The organism is Noviherbaspirillum sp., from assembly GCF_036563305.1.
In the GTDB taxonomy this organism is placed as follows: domain Bacteria; phylum Pseudomonadota; class Gammaproteobacteria; order Burkholderiales; family Burkholderiaceae_D; genus Noviherbaspirillum.
The window spans coordinates 289,711-308,273 of the sequence record NZ_DATCMQ010000017.1; the positions used below are offsets into that span (position 1 = coordinate 289,711).

The window sequence follows — 18,563 nt, forward strand, 5'->3', positions numbered from 1 at the left end:
CCGATGCCGCGCGAGCCGGCGATGCCGCGGATTGAATTCACCGATCTGCGGACGCAGTACCTGCAGCTGAAGGACGAGATCAACGAACGGATTCAACGCGTCCTCGACCACGGGCAATACATCATGGGCCCGGAAGTGGAAGAGCTGGAGTCGCGATTGTGCGCCCTTACGGGCGCCGCGCATTGCATCACCGTGGCTTCCGGCACCGAGGCCTTGCTGATCGCGCTGATGGCGATCGGCATCCGACCCGGGGACGAAGTGATCACGACGCCGTTTTCGTTTGTCGCCACGGCGGAGGTGATCGTTCTGCTGGGTGCAAAGCCGGTCTTCGTCGACATCGAGCCCGACACGTGCAATATCTCCGCGGCCGGCATTGCGAAGGCGGTGACCTCCAGGACCCGGGCGATCATTCCGGTTTCGCTTTACGGGCAGCCCGCCGACATGGACCAGATCAACGCCGTCGCCGCGGAATACGGGCTCGTGGTCATCGAGGATGGGGCGCAGAGCATGGGTGCGTCGTACAAGGGAAGGTCGAGTTGCAACCTTTCCACGATCGGCTGCACCAGCTTCTTCCCGAGCAAGCCGCTCGGCTGCTACGGTGACGGCGGCGCGATCTTCACCAGCGATCCAAGGCTGGCGGCCGCAATGCGCGAGATCCGCGTGCATGGCCAGTCGCGGCGCTATGTTCACACCCGCGTTGGGGTGGGCGGACGGATGGATACGCTGCAGTGCGCGGTCGTCCTCGCAAAACTCCCGCGCTTCGAATGGGAACTTGAACAGCGTCGCCGCCTGGCGGAGCGCTACGCGGTCATCCTGGGAGACAGGGTGGAGACGGTCCGCGTTCGTCCGGGACGGAGCAGCGCGTTCGCCCAGTACACGGTGATGGTGGACGATCGCGACAGGGTGCGGAAATACCTGACCGATCTGGGGATCCCCGTGGCCGTGCATTATCCGGTACCCATTCCCCAGCAGCCGGCCTATGCCGCTGTCTCGCTCGACGCGCATTGTCCTGTTGCCTCGCGCGCGGCGGAGCGGGTGCTGAGCCTGCCGATGAGTCCGTACCTTGAGGAGTCGTCGGTTGCGTTCATCGGGGACTCCCTGCTCGCAGCGACAGGCGGGCCCCCGATCTGAAAGGAAATCAAGCATGTGTGGTCTAGCGGGAATCCTCTCATCGCCGTCCCTGCCGGCGAGTATCATTCGCAACATGACGGACCTGGTCCGCCACCGCGGCCCTGACGACGAAGGTTACGTCTTCTTTGGTCCCGGGAACGCCCCGCCTGTCGCATGCGGCGGCCCCGACACCCCCGACGAGGCCTATTCGACGCCCGTCGACCATGCGCCGTCCCGGCCGGTCGACGCGATCGTGCACGCGGCGTTTCCGGTTGCGATGGGACATCGCAGGCTCTCGATCCTTGATCTCAGCACGATGGGGCACCAACCCATGTGCACCCACGACCGACGCTACTGGATCGTCCACAACGGTGAGATCTACAACCACTGCGAACTGCGTGCGGAACTGTCGGGACTCGGCCACCGCTTCCGCTCGCACTGCGATACTGAAGTGATCCTCAATGCCTATGCGGAGTGGGGGCCGGGCTGCCTTGACCGGTTCCATGGTATGTGGGCGTTTGCCATCTACGATACGCAACGACGCCAGTTCTTCCTAGCCCGTGACCGCTTCGGCATCAAGCCCCTGTACTACTGGATGGCCCCGTCCGGTGCCTTTTGTTTCGCCTCCGAGATCAAGTCCTTCACCGCCGTCCCGGGCTGGCATGCCACGCTCAATGCGCAGGCTGCCTATGATTTCCTCGCCTGGGGCGCGGCCGACCTGGGCGACGAGACCATGTTTTCCAGGGTTTACCAGTTACTGCCCGGCCACTGCATGGAAGTGCCGGCACAAGATCTCGTCCCCGGTCACGACGGCAGGCTGCCGGTGCGGCAGTGGTATACGCTTCGCGGGCGGCCGTATGCCGGCAGTTTCCGCGACGCGTCGCAGGAGTTCGCCGAACGGTTCGAAGCGTCCATGCGGCTGCACTTGCGGGCCGATGTGCCGGTAGGCTCCTGCCTGTCCGGCGGACTGGACTCTTCATCCATTGTCTGCGTAGCCAACAGGCTGCTTCGGGAGCACGGGGCGACCACGCTGCAGCACAGCTTCTCGGTCTGCAGCCATGAAGAGCGATTCGACGAACGACGATGGATTGCGGAAGTGGTCGATGCCACCGGCGTGGACGCGCACTACGTGTACCCGTCGTTTGACGCGCTGTTCGCGGATTCGCCCGCCATCACCTGGCACCAGGACGAGCCCTTCGGTTCGTCGAGCATCTACGCGCAATGGAACGTGTTCCGCCTGGCGGCGGGTAACAAGGTGAAGGTCATGCTGGACGGGCAGGGGGCGGACGAACTCCTCGCCGGTTACCATGCCTTCTTCGGCACGCGCTTCGCTTCGTTGGTGCGGACCGGCCGGCTGATCCGCCTTTTTCAAGAGGTCCGGAAGACCAAGCGTATCCATGGCTATTCCGAACTGAAGGCGGTCATGCTGATTGCCAACGTGCTCCTGCCATCGCTGCTGCGCGAGCCCCTGCGCGCCTGGACCGGCCGCGACTCGGTCAGTCCCGCCTGGCTCAATCTCCACGCACTCGGCATCCGGCCGCGGGATCCCGTCCATGCGGACAAGATCAGCACCGAGAATGTCAGCGGCATGTCGAAAGCCCAGCTGACGCGGACCAATCTGCAGCGCCTGCTGCACTGGGAAGACCGGAATTCGATGGCGCATTCGGTCGAATCACGGGTGCCATTTCTCGATCACAGCCTGGTGGAGTTCGTGCTCGGTTTGCCGGACGAATACAAGCTGTCCGACGGCATGACGAAGCAGGTTTTGCGGGAAGGTATGCGCGGCGTGCTGCCGGAAAAGATCCGCACACGGACGGACAAGATGGGATTCGAAACGCCGGAAGAGGTCTGGATGCGAAAAACGGCGCCGGACGTCTTTCGCGGAAAAATCAGGCATGCCATCGAGGTAGGGGACGGACTCTTCAGTCCTGCCGCGACCAATCTCCTGGAGGACATCATTGCCGGTCGGAAGCCGTTCAGCTTCACGCCCTGGCGACTGGTCAATTTCGCGGAATGGATGGAAATCTTTGCCGTTCGGACCGGTTTTTCTGCGCCGGCGTTCCTTCCCCGCCCTGGGGCGGCGGCGCGTTCCGGCGCCTCCTGCTGACCGTCCAGTGGCTGTGCTGCCGAAAAGCGGCTTGGCCGGGCCGCCGTCGTTGCCGCAATCACGATCCTTGCGGAAACCGGACTCCTGCTTGCAGGCAGTGGAATATGCTGCGATCTTCACTGGATAGTCTGGATACGCATGCGCATTCTGCACTTGCTCCTGGAGTGGGGCCATGAACGCTCGCGGCTTTACGCCGCCCTGGTGCTTTACGGCGCCGTACTGACGCTTGGCGCCATTCCCGGCGCGCGCCATGAAGTCGGCCATTTTCTTCCAGGACTGGTGCTGCATGCCGTAACCTACGCCGCCATTGCCTTCCTGCTTTTCACCGGCTTTCGTGCGAGCGCGTGGACCAGGGGCATCAGGACGGTGTCTTGCGTTGCTGTGATGGGCGCAATCGACGAGCTGATGCAAAGCTTTCTTCCCTACAGAACCGGTGCGATTGGCGATTGGGCGATTGACGTCGCGTCGGGCATGGTGATGTCCGCCGTGCTCGTGTCCCTTTATGCAAGGAGGGCAGCGACGCAGCGTGTCGGCGCCAAATAGGCAGAAGCAGCAGGCGTTTGGGGAGCAGTGGCCTGCGGAAGCATTGTCCCGCATCTGCCCCGTGCCGTGCCAGCGGTATTGGCTGCGAATGCTGCCGGGAAGATACCGCTGGAAAAAGCCGGAGGAAAGTGGTTGCGGGGGCAGGATTTGAACCTACGACCTTCGGGTTATGAGCCCGACGAGCTGCCAGACTGCTCCACCCCGCGTCTGAGGGTGCGAAGTCTACAGATAGTTCAGGCCCGACGCAAGCGCGGGATCGCAATATTTCGTAGGTCGGGTCCGGGTCCGGATGCCGGGAGGCGGCAGGAAAGCCAGGCGGGCGTCGCCGCTTGCTGCAACGAAGCCGGCGTGCCCGATGTCTACCACCACGCATTCTTCTTCCCAACAAGAAAATGACCACGGCACACTGGTTCCTCCTGATCGGCATTCTGATGCTCGCGCGCGGCCTGACCTCGACCCTGCTGCAGCGCTCGCCATTCACGTCGGCCATCATCTATCTCGGCGCAGGGCTCATCGTCGGCCCTTCGGTGCTCAATATCTTCTACTTCGACCCGCTCGAGCAGTCGGCGCTGCTGGAAGTGCTCACCGAGATCGCCGTGCTCATTTCCCTGTTCTCGGCCGGTGTGAAGATGCCTGTGCCGATCATGTTGCGGCGCTGGCGCGCGCCGATCATGCTGGCCTGGGTATCAATGACCGTCACCGTGGCGATGATCGCGGCTTTCGGCTGGCTGGTGCTCGGACTGCCGCTCGGTGCCTGCATCCTGCTCGGCGGCATCCTGGCGCCGACCGATCCCGTACTCGCCACCGACGTGCAGTCGCGGCATCCGGGGGACAAGGACGAACTGCGCTTCAATCTGACCTGCGAGGCGGGCATGAACGACGGCACCGCGTTTCCATTCGTGATGCTGGGCCTTGGCCTGCTCGGGCTGCACGAGATCGGCGACCACGGCATGCGCTGGGTCCTGGTCGACGTGCTGTGGGCGACAATCGCCGCCATCGTCGTCGGGGCAGCCGGTGGTGCGGCCATGGCGCATCTCGGCTGGCGCCTGCGCGGGCAACAGATGAAACACGAGGTGCTGGACGATCTGGTCGGTCTCGGCCTGATCGCGGTCGTCTATGGCTTCTGCCTGCTGATCCATGCATGGGGATTCCTCGGCGTGTTCTTTGCAGGTGTCGCGCTGCGGCACGGTGAACTCAGGCTTGCCTCGACCGCCGGCATTGCGCCAGAACAGATCGACAGCACGCCGGCGCACGCGCACAAGGAGACGCTGGAGGAGGGCGAGCCGCCGCCCATCGTCAGTGCCGAGGCACTGGTCTTCAAGGAACATCTCGAGCGCCTGTCCGAACTGATGCTTGTGCTGCTGCTGGGGGGAATGCTGTCCCTGGGATATTGGAACTGGCGTTCCATCGGTCTTGCCGTGTTCGTGTTCTGCATAGCCCGCCCGGTCAGCGTGATGATCGGCCTGGCCGGCACCAGCAGCAGCTGGCGGATCCGCGGCATCGCGGGCTGGTTCGGCGTCCGCGGCATCGGATCCATCTATTACCTGATGTATGCGATCCAGCACGGCCTGCCGCACGCGCTGGCGCGCGACCTGACACAATTGACCCTGGTCGTCATCACGCTCTCGATTGTCGTGCACGGGATCAGCGTCAAGCCGATGCTCAGCCACTTCTGGGGCAGGCGACGCCGGGCGGCAGGGCAATGAGCGGATGCGGGACGCGCAGGCGAGGGCGTCGCCGGTTCCGCCAGGCAGAAAGAATTGGGGAACGGCGCAGGGAATGTATTGTCACCTGAGCGGAAGGCACGGCACGCCTGCCAGGGCAGTGTCCAACCCGGAGACGAATACGGCACCGATAAGCTTTTTGCTATGATATCGATTGAGACTATGAATTTCACTTTTTCATAGCTCCCATCTATCATTACATCGTAATGCAGTTGTGTTCAAACCCCACCAAAACGAGAGGCATGTATGTCGCTGATTAATACTGAAGTCAAACCGTTCTCCGCCACCGCATACCACAACGGCAAGTTTGTGCCCGTGACCGAGGCGGACCTGAAGGGCAAGTGGTCCGTGGTCGTGTTCTACCCGGCCGATTTCACCTTCGTGTGCCCGACCGAACTGGGTGACCTCGCCGACAACTACGACACCTTCAAGTCGATGGGCGTTGAGATCTACAGCGTGTCGACCGACACCCACTTCACGCACAAGGCCTGGCATGACGCTTCGGAGACGATCAAGAAGATCCGCTATCCGATGATCGCCGACCCGACCGGCGCGATCACCCGCAACTTCGATGTGATGATCGAAGAAGAGGGCCTCGCACTGCGCGGCACCTTCGTGATCAATCCGGAAGGCCAGATCAAGCTGTGCGAAATCCACGACAACGGCATCGGCCGCGACGCAAAGGAACTGCTGCGCAAGGTGCAGGCAGCGCAGTACGTCGCCGCACACCCGGGCGAAGTCTGCCCCGCCAAGTGGACCCCGGGCGCCGAGACCCTGGCTCCGTCGCTGGACCTGGTCGGCAAGATCTAAGACCACAAGGGCCGCGGTCGCGGCCCTGTCCGGAGCGCATGCCGCGCTCCGGCAGTTCCACCACCCGATCAACGCGCGCGGCAGCTATGGCTGATCCGGCGGTGGCATTGCTCACCCTGACGAACCCGAAAACCACCCTTTGAAGCGAGTGAAAACGATGCTAGACGCTAACCTCAAGAACCAACTGAAAGCCTATCTCGAGAAGGTCAGCCATACGATCGAGATCATCGCCTACGTGGACGACAGCGACAAATCCCGCGAAATGCTGGACTTGCTCAAGGACATTGCCGGCCTGTCGCCGGCCGTCCAGCTCAGCGAAATGCGGGACAGCGGCGAGCGTACGCCGTCTTTCTCCCTGAACCGCGTCGGCAGCACAATGGACCTGCGCTTTGCCGGGATTCCGATGGGTCACGAGTTCACGTCCCTGGTGCTGGCGCTGCTGCAGGTCGGCGGCCACCCGCCGAAGACGGAGCCGGCGGTCATCGAGCAGATCCGTAATCTGCAGGGTGAATTCCGCTTCGAGACCTACATCTCGCTGTCTTGCCAGAACTGCCCGGACGTCGTGCAGGCGCTGAACCTGATGGCCGTGCTGAATCCGAACATCCATCACGTGATGATCGATGGCGCGCTGTACCAGGACGAAGTCAACGAACGCCAGATCATGGCGGTTCCGACCGTTTTCCTGAACGGCCAGAACTTCGGGCAGGGCCGGATGAGCCTGGAGGAAATCCTCGCCAAGCTCGATACCGGCAGTGCGGAGCGCGAGGCCGCGAAGCTGGCGCAGAAGGAGGTATTCGACCTGCTGGTGGTCGGCGGCGGACCGGCGGGTGCTTCCGCGGCAATCTATGCCGCGCGGAAGGGGATCCGTACCGGTGTCGTGGCCGAGCGCTTCGGCGGCCAGGTCCTCGATACCATGGGCATCGAGAACTTCATCTCCGTCAAGGAAACCGAGGGGCCGAAGCTGGCCGCCGCGCTGGAACAGCATGTGAAGACCTATGATGTCGACATCATGAACCTGCAGCGGGCGGCGGGCCTGGTGCCGGCCGACGGCCAGATCGAGGTCAGGCTCGAGAACGGCGCCAGCCTTCGTGCCAAAACGGTCGTGCTCGCCACCGGCGCACGCTGGAGGCAGATGAACGTGCCGGGCGAGAATGAGTATCGCAACAAGGGCGTGGCGTATTGCCCGCACTGCGACGGCCCGCTGTTCAAGGGCAAGCGCGTCGCGGTGATCGGCGGCGGCAACTCCGGCGTCGAGGCGGCGATCGATCTGGCCGGCATCGTTGCGCACGTGACGCTGCTGGAATTCGACAGCAAGCTGCGGGCAGATGCGGTGCTGCAGCGCAAGCTGCACAGCCTGCCGAACGTCAAGGTCATCACGCAGGCGCAGACGACGGAAGTGACCGGCGACGGCAACAAGGTAAATGGCTTGCGCTATACCGATCGGTCCAGCGGGCAGTCGCATCACGTCGAACTCGAGGGCATCTTCGTGCAGATCGGCTTGCTCCCGAACACCGACTGGCTGAAGGGCAGCATCGATCTCAGCCCCCGGGGCGAGATCGAGGTCGACGCCCATGGCCGTACCTCGATGGCCGGCGTGTTTGCCGCGGGCGACGCGACGACGGTGCCGTACAAGCAGATCGTGATCGCCATGGGCGAGGGCTCGAAGGCGGCACTGTCGGCATTCGACCACCTGATCCGCGTGACCGCCCCGGCGGAGGACAAGGTCGCCGTCGCGGCATGACCTGAAAGAGTTGAAAAGCCCAGAAACGCCGGCATCCAGCCGGCGTTTTTTTTCCGCGACACAAGGCGCCATGGCCGCGGTACGGCGCCCGGTCCACTCATCACTGCGGCCAGCGCTAACAAAATGCGCCGCTGCGGGTCCAAAAGAGGTAATCGCTGAACGGAGCCTGACATGATCCAAGGCGGATGCCAATGCGGCGACGTCCGTTACGAAGCGGACAATGCCTCCCATGAGACCAACTGCCACTGCACCGATTGCCGGCGCAGCAGCGGAGCACCGTTTGTTGCCTGGCTCACCGTTCCGACGGCGGCGTTTCGCCTCGTACGCGGCGATCCTGCGCGTTACCGGTCAAGCGCGAGCGTTACGCGGCGCTTCTGCGCGCGCTGCGGAACCATGCTGACATTCACGGATGAACGCGTTCCCGACGAAGTGGACATCGCCATCTGCAGCCTTGACGAACCCGAGCGGTATCCGCCAAAGTCGCACACCTACGTACGGAGTCGCTTGCCATGGATCAGCCTGAACGACGGCTTGCCGCAATATGCGGAGACCAGGCTCGAGGGGCGGTGACGTCGTCATGGGCGGATCGACTGATCCGGTTCGGACGGGACGGAGATCCGCATTGCCTACTGACACACCGAAATTTCATAATTTACGTTATGTAAAATCCTACACGGACGTGGAGTCGTCGGAAAGAACAGGCTTCCATCCGTTGCCACGCCCCTCGTTACTCGCGTCCCGCCTGTCACGTTCATGAGAAAACCACCCATGGCGGACGCTGCCACGGAATGCCGTGGCCGGATCAAGCGGACGGCTTTGCGTGGAAGCCAGTTTTCAGGACGACGCCGGAGATAGTGCTGACCGCAGAACCGAAATTGTGGATTGTTTCACTATGACGGCGCCGAGCGCTGCATGGGGACAGCGACCGGCAGGCCGGCAAGCTGAATCGCTGCCACCGGCCGACTGCGCGTGCTTTCCCTATTCAGCCGCGCTTGGCTTCGTCCCCGGCAAGCATGGCAAGGGCTTCGATCGCGTGACGCGAGGCACCCTTGGCGGGAACGGAAACGACGCGCTCTTCTGGCGCCGCCCGTACCGTGCACATGCGGATGATAGCCTGGCGAGGCAAGCGGTATTCCCGTGCGATCTGGGCGACCGGCACGCCGGTGGCCAGGCGACCGGCAATTTCCGCTCGCATCGCCGGGGACGGCAACCTGGTGCGCACGGTCCGGAGTGAGCCGGCACGGCTGCGGCCCGACTGAGCACGTTCCAGCATCTGTTCCCGCTCGGCCGTCGCCACCTCGCCGAGCGTGGCGCGAAACAGCGCCGCACCGTCACCCGCGGCGAGTTCGCGGTCGCCAAGAGGCGCGCAATACAGCGCGACGCCGGCCTGTGCGAGCCGGTTCATGACGTGCAGCATCTCACCGGCCGTCCTTCCGAGGGCGTCGAGTCCACCGACCACCAGCGCATCGCCTTCGCGCACCATGGCAAGCAGACCGGAAAACTGCTTCCTGCGGGTGACGGGAACCGTGCATGGGACGTCCTCGAGCACGAGGCATCCAGGCTGGATGTGGAAGCCGGCACGATTCACGGCTGCGAGTTGTTCGTCCGCGAGACCCGCGGCGTTTTCCCGGCAGTAGACGAACGTTCTTCCGGCAATGCTGGTGCTATCCATCGCGGCATCCTCCCGTTAATACCCATATGACATGGCCGGCGCGCGGCGGTTGCAGCACGCCGGCAGGAACAATCAAATGGCGGTCCACTCACAAGAAAAGGCAGCGCCGCGCCCCGTGCAAGGCGAAAGCCGGCCATGCCGCGCGCAACTTTTCCTGAAGGGAACATTTCATTCAATCGGCGGTCTAGGACGTACTCCCGCTTGCAATTGAAAGACGTGACCATGATGCTTGACGAGCAACACAGCGAAGAACTGCGCGCCCTTCGTAATCTCGAAAGGACGGTGCGCGCCTACAGTGTGACCAGCAATATGGTCCCCGTGCGACGACGGCAGGAAATGCTTGCCCTTGCGCTTCGCGAGGTGACCGAGGCCCGAAAGGCAGCCATCCGCCGTTCACGCGCACTCCCCCTCAAGGACACGCCCCCTTCTTCCGTCTGATCGCCGCCGCCCAGGCGGCGTTGCCGGATCCTCCTCCGGCAACTGCTCTCCCACTCGCTTCCAAGATTGATGCACCTGACCCAGGCAGGTGCACGCATCAGCACATCCAACCGCATCAAATATTGCCCAGTGTCAAAAGGATAAGGGCAGATGCTGGCACCATGGACGGCTGTCATGGTTTCCCGATTGGTGACGCATTTGAAAGCAACAGGAATAGGCGTGGGCCGGTCCTGCAGACTGTTTGCCGCAGCGGCGATACTGAGCCTGCTGGCGGCCGCTGCGCATGCCTTCGATTTCGAAGACGTGGCGGGAAAGGCGCGCAAACTCGCCGCAGGCGCATACAGCAAGCCCCAGAAGAACATCCCCAAGGCACTGTCCTCCCTGTCGTACGACCAGTACCGCGATATCCGATTCGACCCGGCGAAGTCGCACTGGCGCGCGGAACGTTTGCCGTTCGAGCTTGCCTTCTTTCACCAGGGGCTGTTCTTCGACAGCCCGGTAAGGATCAATGAGATTGTCGGGACCGCGGTCAAGGAAATCCGTTTCGACCCCTCCCTGTTCAATTACGGGAAGAACAACCTGAACGCCAAGGAGCTCGCCGGGCTGGGCTTTGCCGGGTTCCGGGTGCACTACCCGCTCAATACGCCGAAGTACAAGGATGAGGTCATCGTGTTCCTCGGCGCCAGCTATTTCAGGGCGGTCGGCAAGGGGCAGTTGTACGGACTCTCGTCGCGCGGACTCGCCATCGATACGGCGCTGGCCTCCGGAGAGGAGTTCCCGCAGTTCACCGAGTTCTGGGTGCGTCGCCCCAAGCCGCTCGACAAGGACCTGACGGTATTTGCCCTGCTGGATTCGCCGCGGGCCACGGGCGCCTACCAGTTCGTCGTCCGGCCCGGTATCGACACCGTGGTCGAGGTCAAGTCGCGACTCTTCCTGCGGGAGAACGTGACGAAGCTTGGCATCGCACCATTGACCAGCATGTTCTACTTCGGCGAAAACCACCGGCCGAATATCGACGATTACCGTCCCGAAGTGCACGACTCCGATGGGCTGTCGGTGCATTCCGGCACCGGCGAATGGATCTGGCGGCCGCTCGTGAATCCTCGCCGCCTGCTGATCACCTCCTTTGCCAGCAACAATCCTTTCGGCTTCGGGCTGATGCAGCGGGATCGCAATTTCGGCAACTATGAGGACCTGGAAGCGAACTACCAGCGGCGGCCAAGCGCGTGGATCGAGCCGAAGGGGAACTGGGGTCCGGGTCGGGTGGAACTGGTGCAGATTCCCACTCCCGACGAGACCAACGACAATATCGTCGCCTATTGGGTGCCCGACAATCCTCCGAAGCCGGGCGCGCCGCTCGACCTCGAGTACCGTATGCTGTGGCAGAAGGACTCGGACCGCCGGCCTCCCCTTGCATGGGTGGCGCAAACGCGCCGCGGGCACGGCTACGTGCGCAAGCCCGATGACAGCATCGCCCTGTTTGTCGATTTCGAGGGGCCGGCACTGCGCAAACTGGAAGAAAACGCGAAACTGGAAGGGATGGTGACGGCGGACGGCAATGCGAAGCTGCTGGAAGTGAATACCTATCCGAACGACGCGAGCGGCGGCTGGCGCACGGCAATCCGCCTGCGCCGCGTCGACGAGAAGAAGCCGGTCGAACTGCGCGCTTACCTGCGCCATAACAACACTACATTGTCAGAAACGTGGAGCTACATACTGCCGCCCGAGTGAAGGATCTGCCCGACCAGTCGGACCGCTGCGATCGCTACATCGACCGCCTCGGACTGGATGCGACCTTACGGGATGCGTTGCGCGGCAGCCTTGCAGGAGCCGGCGAAGATGCGTTGGGCCGCCTGCAGCAGCAGCTCGCCGGCGACGCCGAGCGCCGCGAGCACGCCGACAATCCCGCGCTCCGCTCGGTGGCGCGCCGGGCGCAGATCGCCACTGGCCTGGATCGCGCCGCCTGTCCCCCGATCGCCCCTCCCCTTGCGCGCTCCTCGATGGTCCCGCAACCCTGGACCCCGCTCAACCCGCTGGTGCGCTGGACCGATGCGCTTGCGCAAGGCGACGGCCGCCGGAAAGGCCGCGAGCAAACCGTGGCCGGCATGCGCGGCCCCGGATCGGGCGTAACGGAGGATGCAGACGAGGTCGACGCACCGGACCCGCGCGGCAAGTGGCAGCTCGCCGGCAATGTCCGGCGGATCACGCTGCTCTTGCTGATGGTTGCCCAGACCATGGCCGGCACCTGGTTCATGAGTCGCGTCCTGCCGTATCAGGGAACCGCGTGGCTCGAGATGCTGCTCCTGGCCCTGTTCGCCATCCTGTTCTGCTGGGTGTCGGCCGGGTTCTGGACCGCACTGGCCGGCTTCTGGCTCATGCTGCGCGGCACCGACCGGTTCCTCATCTCGCGCAGCCGCGACGACCGGGCACCGATTGCGCCCGAGGCCAGGACCGCGATCGTCATGCCGATCTGTAATGAGGACGTGGTGCGGGTCATTGCCGGCCTGCGCGCCACCTATGAATCGCTGGAGCGCACCGGCGAGCTCGACCGCTTCGACTTCTTCATCCTCAGCGACAGCAACGAGAGCGATACCTGCGCCGCCGAAGTGTCGGCATGGGCCGGCTTGTGCCGGGCGGTGAACGGCTTTGGCCGCATCTTCTACCGCCGCCGCCGCCGCAGGGTGAAGCGCAAGAGCGGGAATATCGATGACTTTTGCCGTCGCTGGGGCGCGAAGTATCGGTACATGGTGGTGCTGGACGCCGATAGCGTGATGAGCGGCGATTGCCTTGCCACCCTGGTGCGCCTGATGGAAGCGAACCCCGGCGCCGGCATCATCCAGACAGCACCCGTCGCCGCAGGACGCGACACGCTGTACGCGCGTATCCAGCAGTTCTCCACCCGCGTCTACGGTCCCCTGTTCACGGCAGGGCTGCACTACTGGCAGCTGGGCGAATCGCACTACTGGGGGCACAATGCCATCATCCGGGTGGCGCCATTCATCCGGCATTGCGCGCTGGCCCCCCTGCCCGGCCGTGGTTCGCTGGCGGGGGAAATCCTGTCGCACGACTTCGTGGAGGCGGCGCTGATGCGGCGCGCGGGATGGGGCGTATGGATTGCCTACGACCTCGACGGCAGCTATGAGGAAATGCCGCCCAACCTGCTCGACGAACTGAAGCGCGACCGCCGCTGGTGCCATGGCAACCTGATGAACTTCCGGCTGTTCACCGCGCGTGGCATGCACCCGGTGCACCGCGCGGTATTCGCCACCGGCGTCATGGCCTATCTGTCGGCGCCGCTGTGGTTCCTCTTTCTTGCGCTCTCCACGGCGCTCCTGGCCATGCATACCCTGGTCGAGCCGCAATACTTCTTCGCTCCCCGCCAACTGTTCCCGGTATGGCCGCAATGGCACCCGGACAAGGCACTCGCGCTGTTTTCCGCGACCGCCACCCTGCTCTTCCTGCCCAAGGTGCTGAGCGTGCTGACGGTCGGCATGCAGGGTGCACGGGCTTTCGGCGGCTTCGCACGGGTCTTTGCAAGCATGCTGCTGGAGATCCTGTTCTCGATGCTGCTGGCGCCGGTGCGCATGCTGTTCCACACCCGCTTCGTAGTGGCAGCCTTCCTCGGTTGGGCCATACACTGGAAATCGCCGCCGCGCGCCGACTCGGAGACCACGCGTATCGAGGCGCTGCTGCGGCATGGCGGACAGATGCTGCTCGGGCTGGCATGGCTGGTGGGCATCTACCTGCTGAATCCGACCTTCCTGCCATGGTTGCTGCCGATCGCTGGCGGCCTGCTGATGTCCGGACCCCTATCCGTGTGGTCGAGCCGGATTTCGCTCGGCCGGGCGACGCGCCGCGCGAAGCTGTTCCTGATTCCCGAGGAACGCGAAGCGCCGACCGAGCTGGCCGATTGCACACGGTATGCGGCCGAGGCGGCGCCACTGCCGGATTTCGTCGACGCGGTGGTCGATCCCTTGGCGAATGCGCTTGTATGTTGCGCCGCCCGCGCCCACCCGGCGCTGCCCGAATCGGCGCGTGCGCAGCGCGAAGCCCTGCGGAAGACTGCGTTGGAATCGGGGGCGGAGGGGCTCAGCGAAGCCCAGCGCCTGACGTTGCTGAGCGATCCCCTGGCCCTGTCAAGGCTGCACTTCGACGTATGGACTTCCCCGGGGGCGCATGCGTCCTGGCAGGCGCGCATCGCCGCGGACTGAGAATCGAATCCGCCGGGGATTTATGGTTGGTTTTCCTGGACCGAGAGTCCGGCGGCCCCCGCCGTGGCCAGGTCCGGGGCGGCTGCGGCGTCGTCGATCTGACGTAATTCGATCAGCGCCATCAGGAATACGCCGGCAATCAGCCCGACCAGGACGAGGCCGAGCAGGAAGATAATCATCGAGATCATGGCGTGCTCCTCAAGATAGTGCCTTCCATCATTAAAGCACTGGGTCTTGGTCAAGGATTGCGCCCAGTCAACAAAACCATCCGGCGACGCTGATGCTTCTTCCAGGCCACGCCGGACAGCGCAAAGACTGACAGGAATTGCCATTCATCGGCGCTATCGATCGCGGCGATCGAAAAAAAGCGCGATTTCCTTTTTGTGCGAGGCAACCAAACCGGTACACCCTTGTCCTAAGACTGCTTACCAGAAACGTTGCGCGCAGATCGGGTCCGAGCGGTCAGATGCACGCAAACCGAACGTCCATAGGATCAAGAATGCCCCGCATTTCCAAACTGTACGACTCCTTCAAAAATGGTTACGTTGTCGCGGTGCTGACCGTGCTGCTCGCCTTCGCCGCCGTTGCTGCACTGGTTTACAAGCCGCTTACGATGCCGAGCACTACGCCCGTCGTGCAATCGCATGACATTTCCGAAATCACCCGCCTGGCCTCCGGTGCCAAGAACAGGCTGGAATACCTGCTGATCGCCGAACCCCTCTCGGATTTCCCCCGCTATGTTTTCAAGTACAAGGGCGCGGAACAGATCACCGTTGTCAAGGTGCCAAGCTCGACGCATGCCAACCTGGAGCGTGAAGTCCTCCTGAAAAATGCCATCCCCTACGCGATCGCGCAGCCGGCATTTCTGGCCGCGCACCGCGGCGTCCTCGACGACCGCGAAGCCCAGAAGAGCGCGCTGGCGGAGGTTGCCGCCTTCCTTGCCCGCAACGCGATCGGCATTGCCCTGCTGGTGTTCCTTGCCATCGGGCTGCGCAAGGGCCTGCCGGGGCTGACCGGCGGCGCCTCGGTAACCAAGCCGGAGAACCTCAAGGGCAGCATGGACGACCTGATCGGGATGGAAGACATCAAGGCTGAAGTCGCCCACCTCGAAGAGATGATCCGCAATCGCGATATCTACCGCTCCCACAACATCGACAAGCCGTTCAACGTGATGCTGACGGGGCCCGCCGGCACCGGCAAGACCAAGCTCGCCGGCTACCTCGCCAAGAAGCTCGACATCCCGCTGATCCAGACTTCCGGCTCCAGCCTCGAGTCCGGTTTCGTCGGCGGCGGTTCGAAGGCCCTCACCGCCATCTACAAGAAAGCCAGCGCGCAGGGCCGTTGCATCATCTTCCTCGACGAAGCCCAAAGCTTGTTCATGCCGCGCGGGCGCGGGGACAAGAAGTGGGATGACGACACCGCCAACACATTGCTCGGCCTGCTCGACGGCGTGAAGAGCGACGAAGGCGCCGGCGTGATCTGGGTGGTTGCATCCAACTTCGACGACAACAACATGCAGATGGACGAGGCGATGCTGCGCCGCTTCGCGGTGAAGATCAACTTCCGTCTTCCCAACCGCGCCGAACGCCGCGACCTGCTCAACGTCTTCCTGTCCCGCAAGGATCCCGCCTGCATCGACTGGAGCGACCTGAATCTCGACTACGTCGCCGACATCACTGCCAACCTCAGCCCTGCCCTGCTGGAAACCGTGGTCGACCGCGCCAGCATGATCGCCATCCAGGAGAAATCGCTGATCACGACCGACGTGCTGTTCCGTGCTTTCGAGCGGGCGTCGATCGGCCTGACCGACCGCGCGACCACGGCGGAAAAGGACAAGGAGCGCGAACGCGTGGCGCGCCATGAGCTCGGCCACTTCTTCATGCAGATCGACCCGCTGCTGCGCAAGGGGATGAGCTGGGACGAGGTCAAAGCGCGATCCAATCTGCTCAAGATCAGCACCGAGTCGGTGTCCAAGATCGGGGCGCTCGGCTATGTGCTCTCGGCGGCCAGCGATGTGTCGTTGCGCACCCTGGAAGAGATGGAACAGGACGTGGTCCAGCTCTACGGCGGCGTCGCTGCCGAGGAGCTGTTCTACGGGGCGCGTGGCATTTCCACCGGCAGCCAGAACGACATCCAGAAGGTCACGTCGATGCTCGACCTGATGGTGAACCGCTTGTCGATGTACTCCCGCTCCAAGCTTGACTACTCGCAGCTGAAGAACGACGTGGCACCGGAGGAGGCGCTGCGGCAGCTCGAGGCAAAAGCCGACGAACTGTACTCCCGCACGCTGGAGGCAATGAAGGAATACACCGGGCTGATTTCGGCCCTGACCGGCATCCTGCTCGAGCGCTATGTGCTGTCGAAGGACGAAGTATTTGCGCTGCTTTCCGAAATGGTGGAGTTGCCGCGCCAGGCGGCCTGATCCTCGTCGGTGCCTAAACAGGCCCCGCCGGCTGCGCGCCGGCGGGGCTCTTTTTTTTAGGCGCCAGGCTGACGGTTCAGCAGGGATTCGAGTGTGGAGAGGTCGATCGGCTTGGTGAGGTGATGGTCGAATCCACTTTCACTCGAACGACGCTTGTCCTCTTCCTGCCCCCACCCGCTTAGCGCAATCAGACGCGTGCCGGCCAGCGCATTCTGTTCCCGGATGCGCCGGGCGACCTCGAGCCCGTCCATGCCAGGCATGCCGATATCCATCAGGATCACATCCGGTTTGAATTCCTGCAGCATGTCCAGTGCGGCCTGGCCGCTGTTGGCGACGCGGACCGTGCTGCCGAGGTATTCGAGCAGCATGGCGAGACTGTCGGCGGCATCCTGGTTGTCGTCGACGACAAGGATGTGGCGCGCCGCCGGCCCGGCGGGGGAACCGCCTGCGCCGGCCGCGGGATGGCCGTCGGTCGCGGGATGAAGGAATCGATGCTGGTGCAAGGCATTCATGGCGTCATCCGGTAGAAATTGGACAGGTGGCACATGGCCGTCCGATCTTGTCGTGCAGGCTATGGAGGCTAGATTGTGAGCGAAAGTTCATCCCGCGTCCTGCTGCGGCATCAAGGTTCATGCATGCCGGCACCGTGCAGGGCGGCACGGATCGGGGGATAATCCCGGCTTCCCGATCTTCGCGCGCCGACGGCGCAGGACCCGCATGAACACACAGACCGACCTGTCTTCTTCCGAAATCCGGCTCACCTCCTTCTCGCACGGCGGCGGTTGCGGCTGCAAGATTGCCCCTGGCGTGCTGGCGGACATACTGAAACAGTCCGGCGGCTTTCCGGTGCCGAAGGAACTGTTGGTGGGAATAGAAACCGCGGATGATGCCGCCGTGTACAAGCTCAACGACGAGCAGGCACTGGTCGCCACCACCGACTTCTTCATGCCCATCGTCGACGATCCGTACGACTTCGGCCGTATCGCCGCGACAAACGCAATTTCCGACGTATACGCGATGGGTGGCACGCCCATCATGGCGCTCGCGCTGGTCGGCATGCCGATCAACAAACTGCCATTGGATACCATCGGCCGGATTCTTCGCGGCGGCGAGTCGATTTGCGCCGAGGCCGGCATCCCGGTGGCCGGGGGACACACCATCGATTCGGTGGAACCGATCTACGGGCTGGTGGTGATGGGGCTGGTGCATCCGGCCCGGGTCAAGCGCAATGCCGACGCGCGGACCGGCGATCGCCTGATTCTCGGCAAGGGACTGGGCGTGGGCATCCTGTCCGCGGCCCTCAAGAAGAATGCGCTCGACGATGCCGGCTATCGGACCATGATCGAGAGCACCACGAGGCTCAACAAGCCAGGGCAACGCTTGTCCGACCTGAGAGGGGTGCACGCGATTACCGATGTCACCGGTTTCGGTCTGTTGGGGCATGCACTCGAACTCGCCCGTGGCGCCGGGAAGACCGTGCGGCTGGACATGGGACGCGTGCCCCTGCTGCCGCAGGTGGCGGGCCTGGCGGCGCAGGGATTCGTGACGGGGGCCTCCGCACGCAACTGGGCGGGATACGGCACGCAAGTCGATCTCGCCGCGACCCTGACGTCGGTGCAGCAATCGATCCTTACCGACCCGCAGACCTCCGGCGGCCTGCTGGTCTCCTGTGCGCCCGAAGCAGTTGACGAGGTTCTCTCCGTCTTTCACCGCGATGGCTTTGCGCAGGCGACCGAGATCGGTACCGTGGTCGACGGCCTGCCGCGCGTGGAAGTCGCCGCCTGA

The 18,563-nt window shown here is 63.6% G+C and carries 15 protein-coding genes and 1 tRNA gene; 12 read left to right on the forward strand and 4 right to left on the reverse strand.

What is annotated here, in order from left to right; all coding sequences use genetic code 11:
* Positions 1 to 30 precede the first annotated feature (30 nt).
* The 3 genes from VIM12_RS21010 (at position 31) to VIM12_RS21020 (ending at position 3,760) form a co-directional block, all read left to right on the forward strand.
* Positions 31 to 1,131 (forward strand): DegT/DnrJ/EryC1/StrS family aminotransferase, encoded by a 1,101-nt coding sequence (locus VIM12_RS21010; RefSeq protein ID WP_331944529.1) that lies wholly within the window; start codon positions 31 to 33, stop codon positions 1,129 to 1,131.
* 73 nt (positions 1,132 to 1,204) lie between these two features.
* Positions 1,205 to 3,217 carry an asparagine synthase (glutamine-hydrolyzing) gene (gene asnB / locus VIM12_RS21015; RefSeq protein ID WP_414691815.1) on the forward strand — a complete coding sequence of 671 codons (2,013 nt, stop codon included), beginning with the start codon at positions 1,205 to 1,207 and terminating at the stop codon, positions 3,215 to 3,217.
* A gap of 138 nt (positions 3,218 to 3,355) precedes the next feature.
* Entirely contained in the window at positions 3,356 to 3,760 is a 405-nt protein-coding gene (locus tag VIM12_RS21020; RefSeq protein WP_331944435.1) for a VanZ family protein, read from the forward strand.
* A 129-nt stretch (positions 3,761 to 3,889) separates the two neighbouring features.
* On the opposite strand, the gene VIM12_RS21025 is transcribed toward VIM12_RS21020, so the two are convergent.
* Positions 3,890 to 3,966 (reverse strand) — tRNA-Met (locus tag VIM12_RS21025).
* A gap of 186 nt (positions 3,967 to 4,152) precedes the next feature.
* Here VIM12_RS21025 and VIM12_RS21030 point away from each other — a divergent pair.
* From VIM12_RS21030 to VIM12_RS21045, 4 genes are all read left to right on the forward strand, one after another.
* Complete coding sequence (locus VIM12_RS21030) at positions 4,153 to 5,466, forward strand: cation:proton antiporter (protein ID WP_331944437.1); 1,314 nt, start codon at positions 4,153 to 4,155, stop codon at positions 5,464 to 5,466.
* 264 nt (positions 5,467 to 5,730) lie between these two features.
* Positions 5,731 to 6,294 (forward strand): alkyl hydroperoxide reductase subunit C, encoded by a 564-nt coding sequence (gene ahpC, locus VIM12_RS21035; protein ID WP_331944439.1) that lies wholly within the window; start codon positions 5,731 to 5,733, stop codon positions 6,292 to 6,294.
* A gap of 157 nt (positions 6,295 to 6,451) precedes the next feature.
* Positions 6,452 to 8,035, forward strand: a complete 1,584-nt coding sequence (gene ahpF, locus VIM12_RS21040; protein WP_331944441.1) for an alkyl hydroperoxide reductase subunit F — start codon at positions 6,452 to 6,454, stop codon at positions 8,033 to 8,035.
* Between the two features lie 171 nt (positions 8,036 to 8,206).
* Positions 8,207 to 8,605, forward strand: coding sequence for a GFA family protein (locus VIM12_RS21045; RefSeq protein WP_331944443.1), 399 nt, complete (start codon positions 8,207 to 8,209; stop codon positions 8,603 to 8,605).
* 412 nt (positions 8,606 to 9,017) lie between these two features.
* On the opposite strand, the gene VIM12_RS21050 is transcribed toward VIM12_RS21045, so the two are convergent.
* Positions 9,018 to 9,707: a recombinase family protein gene (locus VIM12_RS21050; RefSeq protein WP_331944445.1), complete on the reverse strand. Its 690-nt coding sequence runs from the start codon at positions 9,705 to 9,707 to the stop codon at positions 9,018 to 9,020.
* Positions 9,708 to 9,908: 201 nt separating this feature from the next.
* On the opposite strand from VIM12_RS21050, the gene VIM12_RS21055 reads away from it, so the two are divergent.
* From VIM12_RS21055 to mdoH, 3 genes are all read left to right on the forward strand, one after another.
* The gene (locus tag VIM12_RS21055) at positions 9,909 to 10,145 is read left to right on the forward strand and encodes a hypothetical protein (protein ID WP_331944447.1); all 237 of its coding nucleotides are present in this window, start codon (positions 9,909 to 9,911) and stop codon (positions 10,143 to 10,145) included.
* Positions 10,146 to 10,319: 174 nt separating this feature from the next.
* A complete protein-coding gene (locus VIM12_RS21060; RefSeq protein ID WP_331944449.1) occupies positions 10,320 to 11,876 on the forward strand; it encodes a glucan biosynthesis protein G in 1,557 nt (518 codons plus the stop codon).
* Positions 11,849 to 14,356 (forward strand): glucans biosynthesis glucosyltransferase MdoH, encoded by a 2,508-nt coding sequence (gene mdoH, locus VIM12_RS21065; protein WP_331944451.1) that lies wholly within the window; start codon positions 11,849 to 11,851, stop codon positions 14,354 to 14,356. The genes VIM12_RS21060 and mdoH overlap by 28 nt, the downstream gene beginning before the upstream one ends.
* Positions 14,357 to 14,376: 20 nt before the next feature.
* Here the strand turns inward: mdoH and VIM12_RS21070 are convergent, their stop codons facing one another.
* Positions 14,377 to 14,544, reverse strand: a complete 168-nt coding sequence (locus VIM12_RS21070; RefSeq protein ID WP_331944453.1) for a hypothetical protein — start codon at positions 14,542 to 14,544, stop codon at positions 14,377 to 14,379.
* Positions 14,545 to 14,855: 311 nt separating this feature from the next.
* Here VIM12_RS21070 and VIM12_RS21075 point away from each other — a divergent pair, with 311 nt between their 5' ends.
* Positions 14,856 to 16,778, forward strand: a complete 1,923-nt coding sequence (locus tag VIM12_RS21075; RefSeq protein ID WP_331944455.1) for an AAA family ATPase — start codon at positions 14,856 to 14,858, stop codon at positions 16,776 to 16,778.
* 56 nt (positions 16,779 to 16,834) lie between these two features.
* On the opposite strand, the gene VIM12_RS21080 is transcribed toward VIM12_RS21075, so the two are convergent.
* The gene (locus VIM12_RS21080; protein WP_331944457.1) at positions 16,835 to 17,290 is read right to left on the reverse strand and encodes a response regulator; all 456 of its coding nucleotides are present in this window, start codon (positions 17,288 to 17,290) and stop codon (positions 16,835 to 16,837) included.
* Positions 17,291 to 17,495: 205 nt separating this feature from the next.
* Between VIM12_RS21080 and selD the strand changes: the two genes are divergently transcribed.
* A complete protein-coding gene (gene selD / locus VIM12_RS21085; protein ID WP_331944459.1) occupies positions 17,496 to 18,563 on the forward strand; it encodes a selenide, water dikinase SelD in 1,068 nt (355 codons plus the stop codon).